The 24,863-nt window shown below is 66.3% G+C and carries 24 protein-coding genes; 10 read left to right on the top strand and 14 right to left on the bottom strand.

What is annotated here, in order from left to right:
* Positions 1-88: 88 nt before the first annotated feature.
* The 10 genes from BDW41_RS01915 to BDW41_RS01870 all read right to left on the bottom strand — a co-directional run bounded on the left by BDW41_RS01915 (position 89) and on the right by BDW41_RS01870 (position 13,248).
* Positions 89-1,573 carry an efflux transporter outer membrane subunit gene (locus BDW41_RS01915; RefSeq protein WP_074547154.1) on the bottom strand — a complete coding sequence of 495 codons (1,485 nt, stop codon included), beginning with the start codon at positions 1,571-1,573 and terminating at the stop codon, positions 89-91.
* Between the two features lie 4 nt (positions 1,574-1,577).
* The gene (locus BDW41_RS01910) at positions 1,578-2,759 is read right to left on the bottom strand and encodes an efflux RND transporter periplasmic adaptor subunit (protein ID WP_074547155.1); all 1,182 of its coding nucleotides are present in this window, start codon (positions 2,757-2,759) and stop codon (positions 1,578-1,580) included.
* Positions 2,749-5,988, bottom strand: coding sequence for an efflux RND transporter permease subunit (locus tag BDW41_RS01905; RefSeq protein ID WP_074547156.1), 3,240 nt, complete (start codon positions 5,986-5,988; stop codon positions 2,749-2,751). Before BDW41_RS01905 ends, BDW41_RS01910 begins: the two co-directional genes overlap by 11 nt.
* 251 nt (positions 5,989-6,239) lie before the next feature.
* Positions 6,240-7,640: an ATP-binding protein gene (locus tag BDW41_RS01900; RefSeq protein WP_233496737.1), complete on the bottom strand. Its 1,401-nt coding sequence runs from the start codon at positions 7,638-7,640 to the stop codon at positions 6,240-6,242.
* Entirely contained in the window at positions 7,640-8,305 is a 666-nt protein-coding gene (locus BDW41_RS01895) for a response regulator (protein ID WP_074547157.1), read from the bottom strand. Before BDW41_RS01895 ends, BDW41_RS01900 begins: the two co-directional genes overlap by 1 nt.
* Before the next feature lie 236 nt (positions 8,306-8,541).
* Complete coding sequence (locus tag BDW41_RS01890) at positions 8,542-8,850, bottom strand: hypothetical protein (RefSeq protein ID WP_074547158.1); 309 nt, start codon at positions 8,848-8,850, stop codon at positions 8,542-8,544.
* A gap of 455 nt (positions 8,851-9,305) precedes the next feature.
* Positions 9,306-9,941 (bottom strand): endonuclease III, encoded by a 636-nt coding sequence (gene nth / locus BDW41_RS01885; RefSeq protein WP_074547159.1) that lies wholly within the window; start codon positions 9,939-9,941, stop codon positions 9,306-9,308.
* The gene (locus BDW41_RS01880) at positions 9,938-10,546 is read right to left on the bottom strand and encodes an RnfABCDGE type electron transport complex subunit B (RefSeq protein ID WP_074547160.1); all 609 of its coding nucleotides are present in this window, start codon (positions 10,544-10,546) and stop codon (positions 9,938-9,940) included. Before BDW41_RS01880 ends, nth begins: the two co-directional genes overlap by 4 nt.
* Before the next feature lie 13 nt (positions 10,547-10,559).
* Complete coding sequence (metG, locus tag BDW41_RS01875; RefSeq protein WP_074547161.1) at positions 10,560-12,653, bottom strand: methionine--tRNA ligase; 2,094 nt, start codon at positions 12,651-12,653, stop codon at positions 10,560-10,562.
* A gap of 64 nt (positions 12,654-12,717) precedes the next feature.
* The gene (locus BDW41_RS01870) at positions 12,718-13,248 is read right to left on the bottom strand and encodes a metal-dependent hydrolase (RefSeq protein ID WP_074547162.1); all 531 of its coding nucleotides are present in this window, start codon (positions 13,246-13,248) and stop codon (positions 12,718-12,720) included.
* Positions 13,249-13,400: 152 nt separating this feature from the next.
* On the opposite strand from BDW41_RS01870, the gene BDW41_RS01865 reads away from it, so the two are divergent.
* The 3 genes from BDW41_RS01865 to BDW41_RS01855 are packed head-to-tail and all read left to right on the top strand — an operon-like array spanning position 13,401 to position 16,004.
* On the top strand, positions 13,401-14,573 hold the full coding sequence (locus BDW41_RS01865) for an MFS transporter (protein ID WP_233496736.1): 1,173 nt from the start codon (positions 13,401-13,403) through the stop codon (positions 14,571-14,573).
* Positions 14,570-15,211 carry an HAD family phosphatase gene (locus tag BDW41_RS01860; protein WP_074547163.1) on the top strand — a complete coding sequence of 214 codons (642 nt, stop codon included), beginning with the start codon at positions 14,570-14,572 and terminating at the stop codon, positions 15,209-15,211. The genes BDW41_RS01865 and BDW41_RS01860 overlap by 4 nt, the downstream gene beginning before the upstream one ends.
* Positions 15,204-16,004, top strand: coding sequence for a DeoR/GlpR family DNA-binding transcription regulator (locus BDW41_RS01855; RefSeq protein ID WP_074547164.1), 801 nt, complete (start codon positions 15,204-15,206; stop codon positions 16,002-16,004). Before BDW41_RS01860 ends, BDW41_RS01855 begins: the two co-directional genes overlap by 8 nt.
* A 233-nt stretch (positions 16,005-16,237) precedes the next feature.
* Here the strand turns inward: BDW41_RS01855 and BDW41_RS01850 are convergent, their stop codons facing one another.
* Positions 16,238-16,687, bottom strand: coding sequence for a DUF2147 domain-containing protein (locus BDW41_RS01850; RefSeq protein WP_074547165.1), 450 nt, complete (start codon positions 16,685-16,687; stop codon positions 16,238-16,240).
* 147 nt (positions 16,688-16,834) lie between these two features.
* Here BDW41_RS01850 and apbC point away from each other — a divergent pair, with 147 nt between their 5' ends.
* The 3 genes from apbC (at position 16,835) to BDW41_RS01835 (ending at position 19,268) form a co-directional block, all read left to right on the top strand.
* Entirely contained in the window at positions 16,835-17,923 is a 1,089-nt protein-coding gene (gene apbC, locus BDW41_RS01845; protein WP_074547166.1) for an iron-sulfur cluster carrier protein ApbC, read from the top strand.
* 203 nt (positions 17,924-18,126) lie between these two features.
* The gene (gene dcd / locus BDW41_RS01840; RefSeq protein ID WP_074547167.1) at positions 18,127-18,693 is read left to right on the top strand and encodes a dCTP deaminase; all 567 of its coding nucleotides are present in this window, start codon (positions 18,127-18,129) and stop codon (positions 18,691-18,693) included.
* 113 nt (positions 18,694-18,806) lie between these two features.
* A complete protein-coding gene (locus BDW41_RS01835; RefSeq protein WP_074547168.1) occupies positions 18,807-19,268 on the top strand; it encodes a hypothetical protein in 462 nt (153 codons plus the stop codon).
* 61 nt (positions 19,269-19,329) lie between these two features.
* Here BDW41_RS01835 and BDW41_RS01830 read toward each other — a convergent pair whose 3' ends face one another.
* Complete coding sequence (locus BDW41_RS01830; RefSeq protein ID WP_074547169.1) at positions 19,330-19,743, bottom strand: HIT family protein; 414 nt, start codon at positions 19,741-19,743, stop codon at positions 19,330-19,332.
* Entirely contained in the window at positions 19,740-20,411 is a 672-nt protein-coding gene (locus BDW41_RS01825) for a dienelactone hydrolase family protein (protein ID WP_074547170.1), read from the bottom strand. The genes BDW41_RS01830 and BDW41_RS01825 overlap by 4 nt, the downstream gene beginning before the upstream one ends.
* A 106-nt stretch (positions 20,412-20,517) precedes the next feature.
* Here BDW41_RS01825 and rimO point away from each other — a divergent pair, with 106 nt between their 5' ends.
* The 4 genes from rimO (at position 20,518) to BDW41_RS01805 (ending at position 24,361) form a co-directional block, all read left to right on the top strand.
* The gene (gene rimO / locus BDW41_RS01820) at positions 20,518-21,837 is read left to right on the top strand and encodes a 30S ribosomal protein S12 methylthiotransferase RimO (protein WP_074547336.1); all 1,320 of its coding nucleotides are present in this window, start codon (positions 20,518-20,520) and stop codon (positions 21,835-21,837) included.
* Between the two features lie 15 nt (positions 21,838-21,852).
* The gene (locus tag BDW41_RS01815) at positions 21,853-22,656 is read left to right on the top strand and encodes a DUF3025 domain-containing protein (RefSeq protein ID WP_074547171.1); all 804 of its coding nucleotides are present in this window, start codon (positions 21,853-21,855) and stop codon (positions 22,654-22,656) included.
* A gap of 86 nt (positions 22,657-22,742) precedes the next feature.
* Positions 22,743-23,786 carry a phosphate/phosphite/phosphonate ABC transporter substrate-binding protein gene (phnD, locus tag BDW41_RS01810; RefSeq protein WP_233496735.1) on the top strand — a complete coding sequence of 348 codons (1,044 nt, stop codon included), beginning with the start codon at positions 22,743-22,745 and terminating at the stop codon, positions 23,784-23,786.
* Between the two features lie 56 nt (positions 23,787-23,842).
* Complete coding sequence (locus BDW41_RS01805; RefSeq protein WP_146217284.1) at positions 23,843-24,361, top strand: hypothetical protein; 519 nt, start codon at positions 23,843-23,845, stop codon at positions 24,359-24,361.
* Here BDW41_RS01805 and greB read toward each other — a convergent pair whose 3' ends face one another.
* Positions 24,362-24,859, bottom strand: coding sequence for a transcription elongation factor GreB (greB, locus tag BDW41_RS01800; RefSeq protein ID WP_074547174.1), 498 nt, complete (start codon positions 24,857-24,859; stop codon positions 24,362-24,364).
* Positions 24,860-24,863 lie beyond the last annotated feature (4 nt).

The following is a 24,863-nucleotide window of genomic DNA, read 5'->3' as shown; positions in this document are numbered from 1 at the left end:
GACAGGAGCCTCTCGTGCCTCCCCTCCCTCTCCTCATGAGGGGCTCCTTGGGTCCCCGGGCGGTCGCGACGGCGTAGGTACCGTCGCTTCAGCGGGCCTGGGTTGCGCTGTCGGCCATCGCACTCGCGGTGGCCGGCAGCTGGGCTGAATCCCAGCCGCCGCCCAACGCACGTATCAGATCCACGCTTGCCTGCAAGCGCCTGGTGCGCACCTGTTCCGCGCTGCGCTCGGCCTGCAAGGCCGCCGTCTGCGAACTCACCACGTCGAGATAGTTCACCGCGCCTTCGCGATAGCGGTTGGTGGCGATGGTCTGCGAGTCGCGTGCCGCGCTGGCCGCGTCGTCCTGTTGATGCGCTTCCTTGCCAAGTTGTTGCAGCAGGGTGAGGTTGTCTTCCACCTGCTGGAAGGCGTTCAGCACGATGCCGCGATACAGGCCGGCCGATGCATCCAGATTCGCTTGCGCCGCCTGCACCTTGGCGCGACGCAGGCCGCCGTCGAACAAGGTCATCGCCAGATCCGGCCCCAAGGCCCAATAACGATTTCCGGCGCTTAGCAGGTTGCCCATGCCGGTGTCCTGGAATCCGAACATGGCCGACAGGCTCAGGCGCGGAAAGAACGCCGCGCGCGCCACGCCGATCTCCACATTCGCCGCGAAGACGCGCCGCTCGGCGGATGCGATATCCGGCCGCCGTTCCAGCAATTGCGAAGGCACGCCCAGAGGAATCGCCGGCACGTTCATTGGCGTGTTGTCGGGTGGCAGGGAGAAGCGCGAAGCGGATTCGCCTACCAGCGTGGCGATGGCATGTTCGGTCAGCGCACGCTGCGCCACCACTTCGGACACCTGCGCCTGCGCGTCGGCAAGCTGCGTCTTCGCTCGGCTGACATCCAGGCCCGAGGCCACGCCGCCCTGGAAGCGCCGCTCGGTCAGGTCAAGGCCTTGCTGATACGCGTCCAGCGTGTCCTTGAGGATGCGTTCCTGCACGTCATAACCGCGCAGCGCGATGTAGAGATCGGCCAGCTGCGCTTCCAGGCTCAGCTTCACCGACGCGAGATCGGCCTGCGCGGCGGCAGCATTCGCCTTGCCGGCGGCGACTTCGTTGCGCACGCGGCCCCACAGGTCGATCTCGTAACCCAGGCCGAAGCCGAACGTATCGGCACTGTATTCGTTCGGCTGGTTGGTGCCGCGCAACGGGCGGTTGTTCGATTGGCGGTTGCGCGAACTGGCCGCATCGACGCCCAGCGTCGGGTACAGGTCCGACCGCGCTTCGCCCAGCAGTGCGCGTGCCGCGTCGTAGCGAGCCAGCGCCACCGCGAGGCTGGGATTGGATGCATCGAGCTGGTTTTCCAGCTTGTCCAGCTGCGGATTCGCGTACACCGACCACCAGGGGCCGCGCGAGGCAGTGTCCGCAGGATGTGCCGGCGACCACAGGCCATCGGCCGTCTGGCCGGCGTAACTGTCCGGCAGCGGGCCCACGTCGGGCTTCTTGTACGTGGGCGCCAGCGAGCACGCCGGCAGCACGGCCAGCAGCGCCAGCGGCAGCAGTCGGCGCAGGAAGGGCAGGTTGAACGTCATGGCCTCACTCCGGCTTGGCGGCGGCTTCGTTGCCTGCGCGTGCGATCTGCACCACGTCGCCCTGCGCGAGCGAATCGGATGGGTGGTTGATCACGCGGTCGCCGGCCTGCAGGCCCTTGTCGATGCGCAGGCGATCGCCCAGATCCATCGCGATATGCACGTCGCGCAGCGCCACCTTGTTGTCGGCGCCCACCACGGCGACCTGCGGACCCTGCGCGCGGAAAATCAGCGTGGTCGCCGGCACGGTCAGCGTGTGGCTGTTGCCCGTCATCGGCAGATGCACTTCGGCATAGGCGCCAGGCAGCAACTCGCCCTTGGGGTTGTCCACCTCGAACTGCGCCAGCAGTGAGCCGGATACCTGGTTCACTGCGCCGGAATTGCCGATCAGATGGCCGGTGAACTGCTCGCCCGGATGATCGGGCACGTCGAGCTGCACGCTCATGTCGGGCTTGATGGCCTCGGCGTAGCTCTGCGGCACCTGCACGTACAGGCGCATGCGAGTGGTGTCGGACACGGTGAACAGCGGGAGCGTGCTTTCGCTGTTCGCGCTGATCAGGTCGCCGATGTCGGTGTTGCGCGCGGTCACGGTGCCGGCGAACGGCGCCGTGATGTGCTTGAACGCTTCCAGTGCGGCGATGCGATCGACGTCGGCCTGCGCGCCCAGCACGTTGGCTTGCGCGGCTTCGGCTTCGCCGGCTTTTTCATCGGCTTCCTGCTTGGACACCGAGTTGGAGGCGAGCAGGTTCTTCCAGCGTTTGTCGGTGAGCACGGCAAGACGCGCATTGGCCTGCGCACGCGCCAGGTTCGCCTTGGCCTGCTCGAACTGCTGGTCCAGTTCCGGCGTGTCGATTTCCGCCAGCGACTGGCCGGCCGCGACCTGGCTGCCGATGTCGCGGCTCCAGCTCTTCAGGTAGCCGCTCACGCGCGCGTGGATGGGCGCGCTGATCCAGGCGTCCAGATGGCCGGGCAGGGTCATGGCCTGATGATCGCCGCTGTTCTCCGGCGTCACCAGCTGCACGGTGGGCGTGATCTGCGCGTCGGTCCACTTGACCACGCGATGGTAGTCATAGGCGCGCACCGAGATGCCGGCGATGGTGGCAATGACGGCAACGGCCAGACCGATGCGTACCGCGCGGCCCAGCTTCGGCGTTCGCGCAGGCGTTGCGATGGTGGCGTCATGCGACATGGACGGGTTCTCCCAGAGCGGAATCGAATCGGGTCTGCGCCTGCTCGCGGCCATGCACGATGCTGAAGATCACCGGCACGAAGAGCAGGGTGGCGAAGGTGGCGAACAGCAGGCCGCCGATGACGGCGCGGCCCAGCGGCGAGTTCTGTTCCTGCGTCAGCGCCATCGGCAGCATGCCGATGATCATCGCCAGCGCGGTCATGCAGACCGGGCGGAAGCGTGTGAAGCCGGCTTCGAGCGCGGCCTTTACCGCATCGCCGTGCTCGGCCAGCCGTTCGCGGCAGAAGCTGACCACCAGAATGGAGTTGGCGGTCGCCACGCCCATGCACATGATGGCGCCAGTGAGCGCCGGCACGGACAACGTGGTGTGCGAGAGGAACAGCATCCACACGATGCCGGCCAGCGCGGCGGGCAGGGCGGTGATGATCACGAACGGGTCCAGCCACGACTGGAAGTTCACCACGATGAGCAGATAGATCAGCACGATGGCGCCGACCAGACCGAAGACCAGGCCGCCGAAGGCCTCGTTCATGGTGCCGACCTGGCCGTGCAGGCTGACGAGCGTGCCCTTGGGGCGCGTGGCGGCGAACTGATCGAGCACCTTCTGCACGTCGCTGGCGACGGCGCCGAGGTCGCGATCCTGCACGGAGGCGTATATGTCGAACGACGGCATGATGTTGTAGTGCGACACCACAGCCGCGCTGGGCACGCGCCTGAACGTGGCAAGGCCGCCGAGCACCTGGCTCGCGCCCGTGCCCGCCGGCGTCACCGGCAGGCCGGCAAGGTCGGCCATGGTGTCCATCTTGTACTGCGGCGTGGCCGCGACGATGGGATAGGACACGCCGTTCTTCGGGTTGAGCCAGAACGTCGGTGCCACCTGCGAACTGCCGGCCAGCGAAGCTACCATGGTGTTGGTGACATCGCGTTCGGTGACGCCGAGCAGGCCGGCGCGCGTGCGGTTCACCGTGACATTGAGCTGCGGGTAGCTGGTGCTCTGCTGCAGGCGCACGTCCGCGATGCCGGGCACCTGGCGCAGGCGCTTCATGATCGCCGTGGCATAGGACTCGTTAGCTTTCAGGTCGCGACCGGAGATGGTGACGTCCAGCGGCGCCGGCGCACCGAAGTTGAGGATCTGCGAACTCATGTCCGCCGGCAGGAAGGCGAACTCGGTGCCGGGGAATTCACGCGGCAACTTCGCCCGCAGTTCGCGCACGAAATCGGCGGTGGGCGCGTGGTTCTCCTTCAGCTCGACCTGGATGTCGCCATCCTGCGGGCCGATGGTGCCGCTGGAGTTGTAGACCATGTTCACGCCGGACAGCGGCAGGCCGATGTTGTCGATCACCGTATCGAGCTGATCGGGCGGAATGACCTTGCGAATCGCCGTTTCGATGCGGTCGAACTCGGCGGCGGTTTCCTCCACGCGCGTGCCCATCGGTGCGCGCACATGCAGGGCGATGGCGCCGGCGTCCACGTCCGGGAAGAAGTCGCGGCCCAGCAAGGGCACCAGCGCGAAGGAAGCGAGCACGAAGGCCAGGAACCCGATCACGAATTGCTTGCGGTGGTTGAGCGCCACGCTGAGCGTCGCGTGATAGACATCGCGCACTTTGGCGAAGCGGTGTTCGAAGCCCTGCTGGAACGCGACCAGTGCGCTGAGCAAGGCGCCGCGCCTGCGCTTGGCCGGCTGGTCGCCCTCGTGATGGTTGATGTACTCGTCTTCCGGATGATCGCCGGGGCCGTTCTCGGTGTGATGCGGCTTGAGCAGGTACATCGCCAGCGTCGGCACCAGGGTGCGCGACAGCACGAACGAGGACACCATGGCGAAGATCACCGCCAGCGCCATCGGGCGGAACAGGAAGCCCGCGATGCCGTTGAGCAGGAACATCGGCACGAACACGATGCAGATGCACAGCAGCGAAACGAAGGCGGGCGTCACGATCTGTTTCGCACCGTCCATGATCGCATCGTGGACGCTCTTGCCCTGTTCCAGGTGCCAGTTGATGTTCTCGATGGTGACAGTGGCATCGTCCACCAGGATGCCCACGGCCAGCGCCAGGCCGCCCAGCGTCATCACGTTGAGCGTCTGGCCGGTGGCCGACAGCAGCGCGATGGCGGAAAGAATCGCCAGCGGAATCGACACCGCGATGATCACGGTGGAGCGCCAGCTGCCCAGGAAGATCAGGATCATCACCGAGGTGAGCAGCGCCGCGATGATGCCCTCGCGCGCCACCGAGGAAATGGCCGACTTCACGAAGGCCGACTGGTCGCTCAGCAAGGTCACCTTGAGGTTGTCCGGCAGCGTTTCGCGCACCAGCGGCATCAGCGCCTTGATGCCGGACACCACGGCCAGCGTGGAGGCTTCGCCCACCTTCAGCGCTGGCATCAGCACCGCGCGCTTGCCGTCCACGCGCACCACGTTGGTCTGCGGCGCGGCGCCGTCGCGCACGTGGGCCACGTCGCCGATGGTGATGGTCGCACCGTGCACGGTCTTCACCGGCAGCTGGTTCAACTCGTTGACGGCCTCGGGGCTGTTGTTGAGCTGCACGTGGTATTCGTACGTGCCGATCTTGGCGGTGCCGACCGGGATGATCTGGTTCTGCGCCGCCAGCGCATTGCTGACATCCTGCGCGGAAAGGCCATCCGCGGCGAGCGCGCGCGGATCGAGATCGAGCGTGACCTGTCGCGCGGCGCCGCCATAAGGCGTGGGCACGGCCACGCCGGGCACCGAAGTCAGCATCGGTCGCATCACGTTGAGGCCCTGGTCGAGGATCTTCGCCTCCGACATGCTCTGGCTCGACAGCGCCATCTGCAGGATGGGCACGGTCGAGGCGTTGTAGTTGAGGATCAGCGGCGGCGTGATGCCCGGCGGCATCTGCTTGAGCACGGTCTGCGAGATCGACGTGACCTGCGCGGTGGCGGTGCGGATGTCCACGCCGGGCTGGAAGAAGATCTTCACGATGCCCATGCCCGGCAGCGACTGCGACTCGATGTGCTCGATGTTGTTGACCGACGTGCTGAGCTGGCGTTCGTAGTAGTACACGACGCGGCCTGACATCTGATCGGGCGGCAGGCCGTTGTAGCTCCACACCACGCTGATCACCGGAATGCCGATGTTCGGGAAGATATCGGTGGGCGTGCGCCATGCCGCCAGCGGGCCGGCGATAAGGATGAGCACGGCCAGCACGATAAAGGTCAGCGGGCGCGACAGGGCAATTCGGACGAGGCCAAGCATGGGGGATTCCAGCGTTGCATCAGCGGCCGGGATGATCGCAGTGCATGCTTGTGGAAACCTTTTGGGGGGATGAAGGCTGGCTGTTTGGGGCTATGCGGGAATGGAAGGAAAGTCGCTGGATCCCCGCCTTCGCGGGGATGACGATCAAGAGCCGCGGCGACCCCCAATCTTCCGCACTCCTCAACACCCCCTCACCGTCATCCCCGCGAAGGCGGGGATGCAGTGACTTTGCCCTGGCGGAAAACCCAGCCTCAGCCCACCAGCGCCGCCATCCGTATCCGCACCAGCAACCCGCGCCCCAGCGGCGACTCCAGCAGCTCGATCGAGGCATCGTGCAGCTCGATTGCACGTTGCACGATGCTCAGGCCCAGGCCGTATCCGCGCGTCGCGCTTTCCACTTCGCGGTGAAAGCGCTGGAATACCGCTTGTCGTTTGTCCTCGGGAATGCCCGGGCCGTTGTCGTAGATGTCGATGATCGCCTCGCCGCCCTCGCGTCGGAGTGAGATGTCGACCTGGCCCGCCGCTTCGGTATAGCGCAGGGCATTCTCGATCAGGTTGCGGAACATGGCGGCCAGCGCCACCTCGTGGCCGGGCACGATGATCATGTCGTTGCCGTGCGTCAGGCCGACTTCGATGTCCTTGTCGACGATCAGCGGGGCCAGCTCCTCGATCACCTCAGTGGCGATGCGGATCAGGTCCATCGGCGTGCGCTGCTGCGATGCCGCGCCGGCTTCCAGCCGCGCCATGGCCAGGATCTGTTCGATGCGGCGCGCCAGTCGCGCCATGCTCTGCTGGGCATGGCGCACGGTGAACTCGACCTCGGTCGGGTCGTTGCTGATCATCGCGCTTTCGAGATGGATCATCGTCGCGGCCAGGGGCGTGCGCAGTTCGTGCGCGACGTCGGTGGCGAAACGGTGTTCGCGATCCAGCGCGTCTTCCAGCCGTTCCAGTTGCTGGTTGAGCGCGACGATCAGTGGCTTGATTTCGCTCGGTGCGACTTCGGCGGGCATGGGCTTGCGGCTGCCGGGCGTGCGCCGGTCCAGCATGTCGGTGAGCACGGCGACCGGGCGCAGGCCGCGCTTCACCGCCAGGCTCACCAGCAGGGCGAGCAGCGGCAGGCCGATCAGCAGCGGCAGCGCGTGTTCGATGACCAGGCCGCGCACGATATCGCTGCGGTTGTCCGAGCGCTCGCCGATGCGTATCACCAGGTTCGCGCGATTCTGCAACGTAAACGTGCGCCACTGCCGGCCTTCGTGCTGGATGTCGCGAAAACCGCGCTCTTCGGTGGTGGGCGGGGAGAGGTCGGCGAAATTGGAGGTGGCGGCGATCAGCTCGCCTTGCGGGTCGTAGGCCTGGAAGCCCACTTCCGGCTCGTAGTTGCGCGGATGCACGGACACCACCACGCCGTGGCCATGCTTGTCGCCGTTCTGCTGGATGGCCTGTAGGTCGGCATCGCGCAGCGGCAGCTGGCCGTGGGCTATCAGCGTGCCCAGCGTGCGGCCGGCCTGGGCCAGGCGGCCATCGAGCAGTTCGTTCATTTCGCGCAGTTCGCGGCGATAGCTGATCCAGCCCAGCGGAATCAGCACGGCGACCATCACCGCGATGATGAGCCAGGTGAGACGGGTGCGAAGGCTGGCGGGGTGCGGAGTCACTATTGCGGCTCGCGCGGAATCATGTAGCCGATGCCGCGCACGGTGTGGATCACTTCCGGGCTGAGCTTGCGACGCAGCCAGTGCACCTGCACCTCGATGGCGTTGCGCTCGACGATGGTATCCAGGCCGTAGACGGAGTTCTCCAGCGTCTCGCGGCGCACGATGCGGCCGGCGCGCTCCATCAGCACGCGGAGCAGGGCGAATTCGCGCCGCGTCAGCGTGACCCGTTCGCCGCGGAATTCGACTTCCGCCGTGGCCAGGTTCAGGCGCAACCCGCCCACTTCGACAAGGTTGTCGGCCAGGCCTTGCGTGCGCCGGGTCAGGGAGCGGATGCGCGCGGCCAGCTCGCCGAGATGGAACGGCTTGACCAGATAATCGTCGGCGCCCAGATCCAAACCGCGGATGCGCATCTCCAGCGCGTCGCGCGCGGTCATCACCAGCACCGGAGTCTTCACGCCGGCGCGCCGGGCTTCGGCCAGCACTTCCAGGCCATCCTTGCCGGGCAGGCCCAGGTCGAGCAGGACCAGGTCCATGGGGTCGCCGCGCAGGGCCTCCATGGCCTCGCGGCCGTCGCGAAGCCAGGTCACCGCGTAGGACTGGTGCTCCAGTGCGTGCTTGATCGCGCCGCCCAGCTCGGCATCGTCTTCCACCAACAGAATGTGCATGCCAATGACACCCGTGTCTGACCCGGCGAAGGCATGGCCCGCGCCTTGCCCGCATACATGATCCGCAAGCTACCTTTTGTGGATCTTTTGCCTGCCCGGGCGTCACGTTGGCAAGTGAGACGCGCGCCGTCAATCCGCGTGATGCAAAGAAAAACGGCGAGCCTGCCGGTTCGCCGTCTTCCTTCCTGTTTCAGCGCCCATGCGCGGCGCTGCCGAAAGGTGAATGCGCGGTGAGCTCAAGGCGTCTTGGCGAGCGCGGCCTGCACGATGGCATCACGCAACTGGGTCTGGTTGAGCGCGACACCTTGCGATTCGTCGATGGCCACGGCCTTCATGGACTGCGGCTTCAGCATCAGGTGACGCTGCGTTTCCCAACTGTTCGCCTGCTGCTGGGCGCGTGCATAGTCTTCCGGGGTGTTGCCTACGAAACCGACCACGGCATAGCCGTTGAGGTCGACGGTATAGGTTTCGACAGTGGCTTGTGCCTGGCCAACGCAGGCGAGTCCAACGGCAGCCACGACAGCGGTGAGGATGGTGCGCTTCATGGTGAGGCCTCCTGACGGGGAGTTCCGGGGGAGGTTTGACCTTAGGCTGTCAGGTCGCGTCAAGCTTGATGAACTTGCGCGAAACACTGAGGGATTCATGAGGTTTTCCGCATTACATGGCCTGTTCTATGCCACTCGTCATGCTTTTTTGCAGCGCGATGTCGTCTGGCCGCAACCAAGGCGTTGCGCGCATGACAGCATGCGGACCGGCACGCGGCGCGTTGTGTCGGTGTTCGATGAAGCGCACTTGCGCGAGGACAGTTCCGCCACGCGCGTGTAGTTGCATGCGAAACGGTCACTCTTGAGTGCGGAGTATGTCGATGCCGTGACGTGGTGCCGCGTCGCGTCCCTCGGTGACCGCGTTTGCCTCTCCATGCCTGCCGTTGCCTCGTATATGGCGGGCCACTCGGTGAAGACTGCCCCGATAGCGGATCGCAGAAATTTGCGAGTGCGCCTCAGGCTGGCGTCTTGTCCTTGTAGCGACACAGGTCGCGGATCACGCACTGCGGACAATCGGGCTTGCGCGCCTTGCACACGTAGCGGCCGTGCAGGATCAGCCAGTGGTGCGCGTCCTGCTTGAATTCCAGCGGTACCACTTTCTCCAGCTTGTCTTCCACCGCGCGCACGTCCTTGCCGGGGGCCAACCCGGTGCGGTTGGCGACGCGGAAGATATGCGTGTCCACGGCGATGGTGGGATGGCCGAAGGCCGTGTTGAGCACCACGTTGGCCGTCTTGCGGCCCACGCCGGGCAGGGCCTCCAGGGCCTCGCGCGTGGCGGGCACCTCGCCGCCGTACTGCTCCACCAGGATGCGGCTCATGGCGATGACATTCTTGGCCTTGCCATTGAACAGGCCGATGGTGGAGATGTACTGCTTGAGCTTTTCCTCGCCCAGCTTGAGCATCGCCTGAGGCGTGTTGGCCACGGGAAACAGTTTCTTCGTCGCCTTGTTCACGCCCACGTCGGTGGCCTGCGCCGACAGCGCCACCGCCACCAGCAGCTCGAACGGCGTGCTGTAGTGCAGTTCCGTGGTGGGGTGGGGATCGAGTTCGCGCAGGCGGGTGAACAGCTCGACGACGTCGGCTTTCTTCACGACGGTTTTCCTTGTTGTTTCGCCTTGGCCCGCGCCAGCGCGGCAAGCACGGGATTGGCCGGTGTCTGCGTTGCCGAGACCTGCGCCTTGCGCGCCGCGAGTTCGGCCTCCCGTTGTGCCTGCTCGCGCGCCAGCCGCGCCTCGCGGCGCTGGAAATGCAGGCGCGCGGCATCGGCATGGGCAAGGTCGTGCACCTGCGACTGCGGCATGGGTTCGACCACGATGCAATCCACCGGGCAGGCGGGCACGCACAGCTCGCAACCGGTGCAGTCCTCGCGCATCACCGTATGCATCAGCTTGGATGCGCCGACGATGGCGTCCACCGGGCAGGCCTGGATGCACTTGGTGCAGCCGATGCAATCGGCCTCGATGATGCGTGCGAGCGTGCGCGGCTTTTCGATGCCGTGTTCGGGATCGAGCGGCAACACCGGCACGTCGAGCAACTGCGCCAGCTTCGCAATGCCCGCCGCGCCGCCCGGCGGGCACTGGTTGATCTTCGCCTCGCCACGCGCGATCGCCTCCGCGTAGGGGCGGCAGCCGTGGTAGCCGCATTGTTCGCATTGCGTCTGCGGCAGCAGGGCGTCGATGCGGTCGGCCAGCGACATGGCGGCGCGAGACTCAGCGGACGGTGGCGCCCGGCTTCGCGCCCTGGTCCGCGTCGAGCAGGAACAGGTCGCTGCCGCCGTCGCCGGCGGACAGGATCATGCCCTCGGACAGGCCGAAGCGCATCTTGCGCGGCGCGAGGTTGGCGATGAACACCACGTTGCGGCCGACCAGTTTTTCCGGCTCGCCATAGGCGGCGCGGATACCGGAGAAGATCTGGCGCGTGCCCAGCGGGCCGGCATCCAGTTCGAAGCGCAGCAGCTTGTCCGAACCGTCCACGAATTCGCAGGTGGTGACCTTGCCGATGCGCAGGTCGAGCTTGGCGAAATCGTCGATGCCGATGACGGCGGTTTCAGCGGTGGGCGTGGCGGTGGCTTCGGTCATGGGCTTGGCTTTTTCTTCTCTGGCTTTCTTCGGCGCGGGCTTGGCTTCGGCAGGGGCAAGGGAATCCTTGGACGCCTCCACCATGGCCTCGACGTGCTTGGGATCGATGCGGCCGAGCAGGGGCTCGAACGTGTTGATGGTGTGGTTGTGCAGTTCGGCGCGCGCATCGTCGAAGCCGTTGATCGGCGCGGCGAGGAAGCGCTCGGCGGCTTCCACCGTGGCGGGCACCACGGGCTTGAGCAGGCCGGCCAGCAGGCGGAACGCGGCCAGTGCGAACGAGCACACCTGGTGCAGTTCCTCGCGGCGCGATTCGTCCTTGGCCATGGCCCACGGCGCCTGGGCGGCGATGTAGCCGTTGACCATGTCGGCCATGGTCACGAAGCGGCGCGCCACTTCGGCGAAGTCCTTGGCGTTGTAGAGCGCGGGCACGTCGCCATAGAGCGAAAGCAGTTCGCGCCACAGCTCCTGCTCCTGCGCGCTGAACGCGGGCGCCAGGCGGCCGTCGAAGAACTTGTGCACGAAGCCCGCCGTGCGGCTGGCGATGTTCACCCATTTGCCGACCAGGTGCGAGTTGACGCGTTCCTCGAAGGTCTTGAGGTCCAGGTCCACGTCCACCGGCGTGTCGCTCAGCATGGTGCTGAAGTAGTAGCGCAGGAATTCCGGATGCAGGCCGGCGTCCAGGTAGGTGCGCGCCTTGATGAAGGTGCCGCGCGACTTGGACATCTTCGCGCCGTTGACGGTCAGGTAGCCGTTGACGTGCAGCGCCGTCGGCGTGCGGAAATTCGCGCCATGCAGCATGGCCGGCCAGAACAGGCCGTGGAAGTTGATGATGTCCTTGCCGATGAAGTGGTGCATCTCGGCGCGGCTGTCGACGCTGAGGAAATCCTCGAACTTCAGGTCGGTGCGGTCGCACAGCGCCTTGAAGCTGGCGAGGTAGCCGACCGGCGCATCCAGCCACACATAGAAATACTTGCCCGGCGCATCGGGGATGGGAAAGCCGAAGTAGGGCGCATCGCGGGAGATGTCCCAGTCCTTCAAACCGCCATCCAGCCATTCGCGCAGCTTGGCCACCACGCCGCTGTTCGCCACCGGCTGGCCATCGGTGAACTTGCCGGCGAACCAGTCGCGCAGCAGCGGCTCGAACTTGCCCAGCTCGAAGAAGTAATGCTCCGAATCGCGCAGCACGGGAGTGGCGCCGGACATCACCGAGTAGGGGTTGATCAGGTCGGTGGGCGCGTAGGTCGCGCCACAGTTCTCGCAGTTGTCGCCGTACTGGTCGGGCGTCTTGCAGTTGGGGCAGGTGCCCTTGATGTAGCGGTCCGGCAGGAACATGTCCTTTTCCGGGTCGAACAACTGCTGGATGTCGCGGCGCGCGATGAAGCCGCCGTCGCGCAGGCGCGTGTAGATCAGCGAGGCCAGCTCGCGGTTCTCTTCCGAATGCGTGGAGTGGTAATGGTCGAACGCCACGCCGAAGGCCGCGAAATCCGCCTCGTGGCCGATGCGGATCTCCTCGATGTATGTCTCCGGCGACAGGCCGGCCTTTTCCGCGGCCAGCATGATCGGCGTGCCGTGGGCGTCGTCCGCGCAGACGTAGACGGCCTCGTTGCCCTGCATCCGCTGCGCGCGCACCCAGATATCGGCCTGGATGTAGCCCAGCAGATGGCCCAGGTGTAGCGGGCCATTGGCATAGGGCAGCGCATTGGTGACGAGAAGGCGTCGGCTCATGGGGCGGCAACGGTCTTGATGGACGGGGTTGTCCATTATGGCATGCGTTGCCGCGCGGGCCGCATCACGCCCGTTTGGACGCCCGTCGCGCCAGCAGGATGCAGACGGCGAGCACGCCCACCGGCAGCCACACCCAGCACAGCTCTGAGGCGATCACCTGCGCGCCGCGCTCGCTGAAGAAGCGCGCGCCGATGGGCGACACCGCGATGGGGTGAAACGGCGCAAACCAGCGTGCATCGCTGAAAGGCCACCAAAGCGCGACGCCAAGGCCGCCGTCCGTGCAGGCGTCGAGCAGCGGATGGGAAAGCGTGGCGAGGCCGACGAACCATCCCGCGCGCCGTGGCGTGCTGTCCAGCCAGCGGTACGCCCACGCCGCCAGCAGGCCGAGCATGGCGGCGAAGGCGAGGGAGTGCGTGGCGCCGCGATGGCCGAACGCATCGGCGTAGGGAATATGCAGGTGGAAGGCGAGCACATCCGCATCGGGCAGCATCGCCGCTACCGCGCCGGCGACCCGCAGGCGACTGCTGATGCGTCGACGCCCCATTGCCGCGCCAAGCATGAGGGGCACAACGGCGTGGGTGAAAACCGTGGTCATGCGAAACAGTCCTTGTCGTGTCGTTGCCCGCATGCATGCCATGGTGGCCGGCGTGCGCTGTCGATCCGCGGCCGACGTCGGGATGCGCAGCGGGTGTTGCACGTTTGTGCACGATTTAATACATTTGTGTCCGTTCTTTTGAAGGAAGCCCCGTGGAAGCGTCCAGCGACACTTTACGCGCACCCGCCGCCGGCCCGGTGATTTCGGGCGCCAAGCGGGCGACGCGGCTGATCTTTCTGGTGTCGGGCATCGGCATGTCCGCCTGGGCGCCGATGGTGCCGTACGCCAAGGCGCGCCTGGGACTGGACGATGCCCAGCTTGGCCTGGCGCTGCTCGCGTTCGGGGGCGGCTCGATGCTTTCCATGCCGTTCGTGGGCTGGCTGGCGCACAAGCTGGGCAATCGCATGGTGATCGTCGCCTCGGGCCTGCTCATGTGCGCCGCGCTGCCGGTGCTGGCCGTGGTGCCGAGCATCGCGGGCCTGATCGCCGCCTTGCTGTATTTCGGCGTGATGCTCGGCGCGGTCGACGTGGCGATGAACGCACACGCGGTGGACGTGGAGCGTCACGATGGCGGACGGTTGATGTCCGGCTTCCACGGCCTGTTCAGCGTGGGTGGCCTGACTGGCGCGGCGGTGATGAGCGGATTGCTCGCGCTGGGCATGCCGCTCGGGTTTGCCGCCAGCGCCATCGCCGCGCTGCTGGTGATGATCGTGCTGTGGCTGCGCGGCGATCTGCTCGATGACGCGCCAGCCGCGCACGACGTGCCCAAGGAACCTCTGGGCATGCCGCATGCGCTGGCGTGGTTGCTTGGGCTGCTGTGTTTCGTCAGTTTTCTCGCGGAGGGCGCGATGCTCGACTGGAGCGCCGTGTTCCTGCGCGATTTCCGCGGCGTGTCGCCGGCATCCGCCGGCTTCGGCTATGCGTGCTTCTCCGTGGCGATGGCCACGGGCCGACTGACGGGCGATCGCATCGTGGGCCGCTACGGTCCGGAGTGGGCCGTGCGCATCGGCGCGGCGCTGGCCGCCGCGGGCTTTCTGCTGGTGGCCTGCGTTTCCGGTGCGCCGGCATCGCTGGCGGGTTTCGTACTCATTGGTCTGGGCGCGTCCAACATCGTGCCGGTGATGTTCAGTGCGGCAGGGCGCCTGCCGGGCACGCCGCCGGCCATCGCCATTGCCACGGCCACCACGCTCGGCTACGCGGGTCTGTTGAGCGGCCCGGCATTGATCGGTTTTGTGGCGCATGCGAGCAGTTTGCCGGTCGCCTTCGCCGGCGTGGCGGGCCTGCTGGTGCTGGTGGGACTTTCGGCAAGGATCGTGAAGCGATGAGCAAGCAAGTCGACACCGTGATCTTCGACCTGGGCAATGTCCTGATCGGCTGGGATCCGCGCAGGCTCTACCGGCAACTGATCGCGGACGAAGCGCAGATGGAGTGGTTCCTGCGCGAGGTCTGCAGCAGCGAATGGAACGAGCAGCAGGACGCGGGCCGCCCCTGGGCGGAAGCGACGGCGCTGCTGCGCGAGCGTTTCCCCGAGCACGCCGACCTGATCGACGCCTATCACCTGCGCTGGGAAGAAACCCTGGTCGGCGCGCTGGAAGAAAGCGTCGCGCTGCTCGCGGCCCTGCGTGACCGCGGCGTGCGCCTGCTGGCGCTGACCAACTGGTCGCAGGAAACCTTTCCCATTGCCCGGCAGCGGTTTGCGTTCCTGCAATGGTTCGAAGGCATCGTCGTATCTGGCGAGGAAAAGCTGATCAAGCCCGATCCGCGCATCTACCAGCGCTTGCTGGAGCGCTATGCGGTGGATCCCGCCAGGGCGTTGTACATCGACGATTCGGCGCGCAACGTGGCCGCCGCCGAAGCGCTGGGCATGCAAGGCTGGTGGTTCCGCGACGCCGAGGGCCTGCGCCGGCGGCTGATCGAACTGCAACTGCTGGACGCATCCGTCAACGAGGCTTCCCATGGTTAAGTCGTCCGCAGTGGACAGCAATGCGTTGCCGGAAGAACGACAGCAGCGCATCCTCGAACGCCTGCGCGCGGAAGGGCGCGTGGTGGCGGCGGAACTGGCGGTGGCGTTCGAGGTGTCGGAGGACTCCATCCGCCGCGACCTGCGCGAGCTGGCCGCGCTGGGACTGTGCAAGCGCGTCTATGGCGGCGCGCTGCTGCCGGCGGTCACGCTCACGCCGCTGAAACAGCGCCGCCACGAGCACTCCGCACGCAAGGAGGCGCTGGCGCGCAAGGCCGCGAGCCTGGTGCAGGCCGGGCAGACGCTGTTGATCGACGCCGGCAGCACCAACGCAGCGATTGCCGCGGCCTTGCCGCGCGATGCGCGGCTTACCGTGATCACCAACGCGCCGCACATCGCCCAGGTACTACTGGACCGCGAAGGCTTCGACGTGTTGCTGATTGGCGGCCGCATCGATGTGGCCATCGGCGGCGCGACGGGCGCGCAGGCGGTGGATCAGGTGCGCCGGGTGCGCGCCGACCTGTGTTTTCCGGGTGCCTGCGCGGTCGATGCCGCGCATGGCCTGTGGGGATTCGACAGCGAGGAGTCGCTGTTCAAGCGCGCGATGATCGAGGCCAGCGACGAAACCGTGGTTGTGGCCACCGACGACAAGCTGGGCGCCGTCGCGGCGCATCAGGTGGCCGAACTGGCGCGCGTGCAGCACCTGGTGGTGGAGCATTCGGCGGACAAGGCCACGCGTGCGGCCTTCACGGCAAGGGGCGTGGCGGTGCATCGCGCCGAGGCGACGGCGGGCTGAAAGCCTTGCGCTTGTTTGCAGGGGCGCCCAAGCGCGCTTCTGCACAGTGTTGCTTGCAGCAATCTCCATGTTTGCCGCAAGGGCATATTCCCCTCACCGTCATTCCGGCGAAAGCCGGAATCCAGCGACTTTGACGTTATGTGTCGCGAGTAGGCCTAAAGGCACTGGATTCCGGCTTTCGCCGGAATGACGGTGAGGGAAAATGGTACGTGTGGTCGATATGGAGCGAGCGCTTACGGCTGACGCTGCCACTCCTGGCTGCGGCCCAGCAGCGAGAAGCCGATGTAGCCGCGCACGGTGAGCTTGCTGCCGTCTTCGCTGGGCTGCAGCTTCACCTTGTAGATCTTGCCGGTCTTGGGGTCGAGGATCTTGCCGCCGTCCCAGACGGCGTCGCCGTCCTTGTGCACGCCCCACATGATGTTCATGCCCTCGATCGGCTTGTCCTTGCGCTCGCCGTCGCAGTTCTTGCAGATCGGGTGCGGGCCCTCGTCGGATTGCAGCACTTCCAGCACGGTGGCCTTCAGCTCGCCGCCTTCGTCGGTGATCTTCACGATGGACTTGGGCTTGCCCGTCTCATCGTCGATGGTTTTCCAGGTGCCGACCGGAGTGACCTCGGCCGCAAAGGCGGCGCTGGCGCCCAGCAGGAGACCGGCGACGACGGCGGCGCGGAGCAGTGACTTCATGGATGATCCTCCCGTACGAAAGCGTATGTTCGGAGCCTGACCGACCTCGCGCGAGCCCGTCAAGCTGCAATGCGAAAGCAGCGCAGGCGGCCTGCGGGGCAGGGCTGGCATAATAGGCCCTTCCCCTGACAGGCCCCAGATTCCGATATGACGCAGGCGAGCGAAGCCCTGGTCCGCCGCATTCTCGGCGAACTCGTTGATTCCCATACCGGTGCTCCTTTCGCCGATGCCGTGCGCGCCGTGGGCGTGGATGGCGACCGCGTCTCGGTGGACATCCAGCTCGGCTATCCGGCACGGAGCGTGGCCGATGCGGTGGCCGCCACCATCAAGCGCGCCCTGGAAGCCGACCCGGCCATCGCCACGGCCTCGGTGTCCGTCGGCACGCGCGTCCACGCGCACAAGGTGCAGGGCACGCTGGCGCCGCAGCCGGGCGTGAAGAACGTCATCGTGGTGGCTTCGGGCAAGGGCGGCGTGGGCAAGTCCACGGTGTCCGCCAACCTGGCGCTGGCGCTGGCCGCCGAAGGCGCCAAGGTCGGCGTGCTGGACGCCGACATCTACGGCCCCAGCCAGCCGCGCATGCTCGGCATCAGCGGCAGGCCGCAGTCGCCGGACGGCAAGACCATCATTCCGCTGGAAGCGCACGGCCTGCAGGCCATGTCCATCGGTTTCCTCATCGAGGAGGAGACGCCGATGATCTGGCGCGGCCCCATGGTCACGCAGGCCATGATGCAGCTGTTGAACGACAGCCGCTGGGAGCAGCTTGATTACCTGATCGTCGACCTGCCGCCGGGCACGGGCGACATCCAGCTCACGCTCTCGCAGAAAGTGCCGGTATCTGGCGCGGTGATCGTCACCACGCCGCAGGACATCGCCCTGCTCGATGCCCGCAAGGCGCTCAAGATGTTCGAGAAGGTCGAGGTGCCGGTGCTCGGCGTGGTGGAGAACATGGCCACGCACGTGTGTTCCCAGTGCGGCCACGAGGAACACATCTTCGGCGAGGGCGGCGGCGCGCGCATGGCCGAGCAGTACAACGTGGCCTACCTGGGTTCGCTGCCGCTGGATATCTGCATCCGCGAGCAGGCCGACGGCGGCACGCCGACCGTGGCGGCCATGCCGGATTCGGACCTGGCGGCGCGCTATCGGGAGATCGCCCGCAACGCCGCGGGACGGTTGTCGCGGATGCCCCGCAACAAGTCGCTGGGGCTGGGCAAGATCATGGTGCAGGGCGCGCCCTGAGGGGGCGACGGCTTCTGCCTCTCTCCTTCGGGGGAGCGGGCCGGGGTAAGGGGCGGGCGCTCGCCCCAGGTTTCAAGGTCCGCCCGAAAACCGCCCACCTCCTGTTCCCGGCGCGCCCCCGACTGGCGGCCCACCCTCCCTTTCCGCTATTTTCCCGGTCTTTACGCCGTCCGGCGCGACAGACCAGCCCTTCGGGAGCCCGAGTGAGCATCAAATCCGACAAGTGGATCCGCCGCATGGCCGAGCAGCACGGCATGATCGAGCCGTTCGAGCCGGGCCAGATCAAGACGCGCGACAACACCAAGCTGGTGTCGTACGGCACCTCCAGCTACGGCTACGACGTGCGTTGCGCGCGCGAGTTCAAGATCTTCACCAACATCAACTCCACCATCGTCGACCCGAAGGCGTTCGATCCGACCAGCTTCGTCGACGTGGAGGCGGATGTGTGCATCATTCCGCCCAATTCCTTCGCGCTGGCGCGCACGGTCGAGTACTTCCGCATTCCGCGCAAGGTGCTCACCATCTGCCTGGGCAAGAGCACCTACGCGCGCTGCGGCATCATCGTCAATGTGACGCCGCTGGAGCCGGAGTGGGAAGGCCACGTGACGCTGGAGTTCTCCAACACCACGCCGCTGCCCGCGAAAATCTACGCCAACGAGGGCGTGGCGCAGATGCTCTTCCTCGAATCCGACGAGGAATGCGAGACCAGCTACAAGGATCGCGGCGGCAAGTACCAGGGCCAGCAGGGCGTGACGCTGCCCCGCACCTGAACCCTTCACGTCCGTCGGGCTCACCTGAACGGTTGCCTTCCGGGCTCCCTGCGCGGAGCCGGGCTGGCGCTAAACTCACCATGTTCACTTCGATGCATTGCAGGAGACACCGCATGACCCGTTTTTCCACGCTGCTGACCCGCGCGGGCGCAGCCATCCTGCTGGGCAGCATGCTGGTGCTGGCCGGTTGCCACCGCGGCAGCGCCAAGGACGAAGTGCGCACCGCGGACATGAAGAGCCAGTTCGACGCGGTGATCCAGGCCTACAAGAGCGGCCAGTTCGTCGTGGATGGCGCCGTGCTGTCGGCGCTGGATACCGGCAGCCACTTCGCCTACCTCAAGGACCAGGGCAAGCTGCCCAAGACGGTGCTGCTGGAGCCCAGCGACGACTCCAAGATCCGCAAGCAGCATCTGCAGTACATGGCGCGCCTGCAGCTGGACTACGGCTTCACCGTGTACTACGACGATGGCGGCACGCTGAAGAAGATCAGCGTGGTCGATACCAAGGCGCGTGAGCTGGAAGACTACAAGGCGCCGGTGAAGGCCGATGCGCCGCCGCCGCAGCAGCACATGTAAGCCATCCGGCAACACGAAAAGGCCCGCGGATTCCGCGGGCTTTTTTTTTGGGGGAAGCCACTTAGCCAAGCGCGTCGCGCAGGCCTTGCAGCAGCGACGCCAGCGCGTCTTCGCCATAGGGCAGGGCGGTGCCGTTGCCCCATACCGGGCCGGGCCACGCCGCATCGCCTTCGCGCCGGCCGACCACGTGCACGTGCAACTGGCGCACGATATTGCCCAGCGCGCCGAGGTTGAGCTTGTCGAAGTCGCCCTGTGCGCGCAGCGCCTGCGATGCCAGCGTCACTTCGCGCCAGAGCATGGTCTGTTCGTCCGGCGACAGGTCGCAGATCTCGGCCATGCCGGCGCGCCGCGGTACGAGCACCAGCCAGGGAAAGCGTGCGTCGTTCATCAGCAGCACGTCGCACAGCTCCAGCGAAACGACGTGGCGCGTGTCGTTCGCGAGGCGCGGGTCGAGTGCGAAGCCCGCGTGGCTCATGCGCCGCCGGCCAGATGCTTGTCGAAGAACGCCAGCGTGCGCTTGTAGGCCAGCTTGGCGCTCGCTTCGTCGTACTGCGGCCCGACGTCGCGATTGAAGGCGTGATCGGCGGGATAGGTGAATACCTCCATCTGCGGCAGCAGCTCGCGGTGCTTCTGCACCATCTCCGGCGGAATGGATTTGTCCTTCTCGCCGAAATGGAACATCACGGGCGCCCTTGGTTTTTCGCCAAGAAAAGGCAGGTTGCGCGCACCGTAGTAGCTCACCGAAGGCATGCCCAGGCGCAGCGCGGCGAGCAGGGCGACGGTGCCGCCCCAGCAGTAGCCCACGGTGCCGATGCGGCCGGCGGACGAGATCGATTCGGCCGCGCTGGCGACGTCCTCCACCGCGCGGTCCAGGCCCAGTTCGGTGATCAGCTCGCGTCCCCGCTGGTAGCCTTCTTCGTTGTAGCCTAGCTCCACGCCCGTCTCCAGGTGATCGAAGAAGCTGGGAGCGATGGCGGTATAGCCGGCTTCGGCAAAGCCGTCGACCACATGGCGGATGTGCTCGTTCACGCCGAAAATTTCCTGGATCACCACGATGCCACCCTTGGGCGTGCCCTTGGGCTGGGCCAGATAGGCGCTGATGCACTGCATCCGCGTGGTGTTGAGATTGATGGTCTGGCCCATGGCTCGTCCTCGGCGGCGGTAATGACGCCAAATTCTAGCCATTCAGGGATTGGCCCTGCGCTGGGATATAATGGTCCGTTTTCCGCACGCTTACGGTCTCCACGCCATGTCGCAGGTCTCGCCCAAAGTCGGTTTCGTCAGCCTGGGTTGCCCCAAGGCACTCGTCGATTCGGAGCGCATCCTTACCCAGCTGAAGGTCGAGGGTTACGAGATCGTGCCCAGCTACGGCGCGGCCGACGCGGTGGTGGTGAACACCTGCGGCTTCATCGATGCCGCCGTGCAGGAGTCGCTGGACGCCATCGGCGAGGCGCTGCACGAGAACGGCAAGGTGATCGTCACCGGTTGCCTGGGCAAGCGCTCGGAGCTGATCCGCGAAGCCTATCCGGACGTGCTCGCCATCACCGGCCCGCAGGACTACGCCAGCGTGATGAACGCCGTGCATTCCGCGTTGCCGCCCAAGCGCAATCCCCTGCTGGACATCATTCCCGATACGGGCGTGAAGCTCACGCCCAAGCACTACGCGTACCTGAAGATTTCCGAAGGCTGCAACCACCGCTGCAGCTTCTGCATCATCCCGTCGATGCGCGGCGACCTGGTGTCGCGTCCGGTCGACGAAGTGCTGCTGGAGGCCGAGCGCTTGGTGAAGGGCGGCGTGAAGGAGCTGCTGGTGATCTCGCAGGACACCAGCGCCTACGGCGTGGACGTGAAGTACGCCGAACGCCAGTGGCGCGACAAGAGCTACCGCACGCGCATGACCGAACTGTGCGAAGGCCTGTCCGAACTCGGCGTGTGGACGCGCCTGCACTACGTCTACCCGTACCCGCACGTGGACGAAGTGATGCCGCTGATGGCGGAGGGCAAGCTCCTTCCTTACCTCGACATTCCGTTCCAGCACGCCAGCCCGCGCATCCTCAAGCTGATGAAGCGGCCGGGCAACATCGACAAGACGCTGGAGCGCATCCGCAACTGGCGCAAAGTGGTGCCAGACCTCACCATCCGCAGCACTTTCATCGTCGGCTTCCCCGGCGAGACGGATGCCGAGTTCGAGGAACTGCTGGATTTTCTGCGTGAAGCCGAGCTCGACCGCGTGGGCGCCTTCGCCTACTCGCCGGTCGATGGCGCCAAGGCCAACGAGCTGCCGGGCGCGGTGTCGGAAGAACTGAAGGAAGATCGCCTGGAGCAGTTCATGGCCGTGCAGGCGGAAATCTCCGCCGCCAAGCTGCAGCGCAAGATCGGCCGCACCATGCAGGTACTGGTGGATGAGGCCGGCGCCAACGGCGCCGTCGCGCGCTCGGCCGCCGACGCGCCGGAAATCGACGGCGTGGTGCACATCGCCAACGGCCAGCTGCTCAAGCCGGGCCAGTTCGTGGACGTCGTGATCGAAGACGCCGACGACCACGACCTGCACGCGCGCCTGGCGGGTTGATCACTCGGTGGCGTGATGCGCTACATCGCGCCATCTCGCGAGAGCGTTGATCCTCGGGTATTCGCGCGCTGGCCGCTGTGCGGCTGGCGCGAATACGCCGCGTGGATGGAGGGCGCGCACTGGCCATCCATCGATGACTTGAACGCCGCGTGGCCTGCTGGCCAGCGCGAGCGCTTCGTCGCGCAGACGAAGGCGCTGCTGGACGATGGCTTGCACTATGAGCAGCGCATCGCCGAGCAAGGCGAGATCGCCACGCGCGAAGCGAACTGGCACGACCTGTTCAACGCCATGGTGTGGTTGCGCTATCCCGCGCTCAAGCGCGCGTTGAACGCGCGGCAGATGGCCGATATCGCGGTAATGGGCACGCGCGAACGTTCGCGCGCGCAGTACGCGCTGACGCACTTCGACGAGGCCGGCGTCATCGTGACCCTGCGCGATCGCCGCTTGCTCGACTTGTGGGACGAACACGACTGGCATGGCCTGTTCTGGCGCGAAAGAGCCGCCTGGCAGGACGGGCGCGCAAGCGTCCAGCTGTTCGGCCATGCCTTGCTGGAACACGCGTTGACGCCGGGCAAGCTGCTCGTAGGGAAGGCGCTGGCCTGCTTGGCGACCGAGGGCGACGTCGATGCCGTCGCCATCTGCGCGCAAGGTATCGAGGCGGGGCGCTTGCTGCGCGATCCCCTGGATTTGCGGCCCTTGCCGCTCTCCGGCCTGCCGGGCTGGCACCCCGACAGCCACACGGAAGCCTTCCATCGCCATGCCCCGTGTTACCAGCCGCGCCGCGAAGGGCGCGCGTATCCTTTGCCGATTTTGCGCTGAACTTTTACCGCCTTCTGCCCGTGTGACAAATTGCGGAGGCCTGCCAATCGCGCTACAAGGAGCACGGCGGAGCGCTGGGAGCGGGCATGGAAACGGCTTGGCGGGTGCTTTGTAGGCGCATGTGTGGCGCATGGATCCGGGCGATCTGGCTGGCGTGCCTGCTGCTGCCTTTCGTTTCCATCCGCGCCGATGAGGTGGTGCAGGCGCCGGGCGGTTTCCCCATCCGCTTCGGCATTCTGCCCATCGGCAGCGCGGCGGAATCACGCGAGCAATGGCGTCCGCTGCTGGAAGACCTGGAGCGCCGGCTGGGCCATCCCGTCACCACCGTATCGGTGAGCAGTTACGCCGGGCTGTCGGGCGCCATCGGCGAGCAACGCGTGGACATGGCCTTCCTGTCGGGCCGCCTGGCCATCGAGGCGGTGGAGCATCAGCACATGCGCGTGGTTGCGCAGTTCGTGCGCAGCGACGGCGCCAAGGGCAACGTCGCCATGCTGATCGTGCGCGCCGATGGTCCCATCCGTTCGCTCAAAGACCTGCTCGCCAAGCCCGGTCGCTGGCGCTATGCACGGGGAGAAACACTTTCCGTCACCGGTTATGTGGCCCCGGAAGCCGAAGTGTTCGCACCCAACGGCCTCAACTCCGACACGTTCTTCGCCAGCGTGCGCGTGGGCAATCACCAGAACAACGCGCTCGCGGTGAGCAACGGCGAAGTGGACGTGGCGACCTGCAACAACCCCGACCTCGACCTGTTCCAGCGCAACTTTCCCTCCGAAGCCACGCAGCTGCGCGTGATCTGGCGTTCCACGCTGATCCCTTCCGGCGTGCTGGTCGTGCGCGAAGGCATGCCCGAGCCGTTGCGCCACCAGCTGATCGACTTCATGCGCGGTTACGGGCACGCACCGGGGGCCGCGGGCGAGCGCGAACGCGCGAACCTAGCGCGCATTCCCGATCTCGCAGGCTTCGCTGCGGCCGACAACAGCGTGCTGCGTCCGTTCGTCGACATGGAATATCGCCTGATGCGCGAGCAGGCCCAGCACGGCCGCTGGGTCAACGATCAGGCCAGGAAGGCGCGGCTCACGCAGATCGATGCGTCCTATCAGGCGGACCTGAAGCAACTTCTGCGCGACTGAACTGTCATTTAGGCACCCGATGCTAGGGTGATGCCTTTATTTACCGGAGATGCCTGATGGCCGCCTTTGTTCGTGTTTCTGTCGCCCGTGTTGCCGTGATGATGCTGGCGCTCGGCGCGGCGCCGCTGGCGCAGGCCCAGTCGGCGCCGGCTCCGGTGGCCCCGGCTCAGGCTTCGCCGCCCAGCCTGCCGCAGGCGGACAAGCAGCAGATCAAGCAGTACAAGCTCACCGATGACAATTTCGGACGCCTCGCCGCGGCCACGCGCGAGGCGAAGGCCACCGGCATTCCGCCGCAGGCGGCGCCCGACGCCAGCAAGGTGCGCAGCCTGGACGACCTCGCCAATCAGGCCATGGCGGCCGATCCGCGCATTCCCGTGCTGGTGAAGAAGTACGGCTTCACGCCGCGGGAATTCATGCTCGCCAACATCGCGCTGATGAACGCGATCATGGCGGTGCAGGCGCGCAGTGATCCATCGCTGTCCAAGAACCTCAACCAGACCTGGGTCAACGCGGACAACATCCGTTTCGTCGAAGGCCACCAGGCCGAGGTGCAGGCATTGCTGCACGGCCAGTGATCAATAGTTGACCGCCACGATCACGAAGCGCGTGCGGCCGCCGGGCAACTCGGCCTCGAATTCGTCGTCCACGCGCTTTTTCAGCACGGCGCGGGCAAGCGGCGAATCGATGCTGATCCAGCCTTGCCGCGCATCGGTTTCGTCCGGGCCGACGATGCGATAGAGCACGCTCTCGCCCGATTCGACGTTTTCCAGCTCGATGCTCGCGCCGAAGAACACGGCGTCACGATCCGCCGGCGTGCCCTCGGCCACCTTGAGCGACGGGATGCGCTTGCTCAGGTAGCGCACGCGCCGGTCGATCTCGCCCAGCTGTTTCTTGCGGTAGGTGTATTCGGCGTTCTCCGAGCGATCGCCTTCCGCCGCCGCCGCGGCCAGCGCTTTCACCACTTCGGGGCGCAGCGTGTGCCAGAGGTGATCCAGCTCGGCCTTGAGCTTCTCGAAGCCCTCGCGCGTGATGATGGCGGTGGAAGACGGCGAAGGTGGGCGCCAGCGGCTCATGTGC

The organism is Dyella sp. AtDHG13 (assembly GCF_003201105.1).
GTDB lineage: Bacteria > Pseudomonadota > Gammaproteobacteria > Xanthomonadales > Rhodanobacteraceae > Dyella > Dyella jiangningensis_B.
This window is presented reverse-complemented; position numbering and strand designations above follow the sequence as displayed.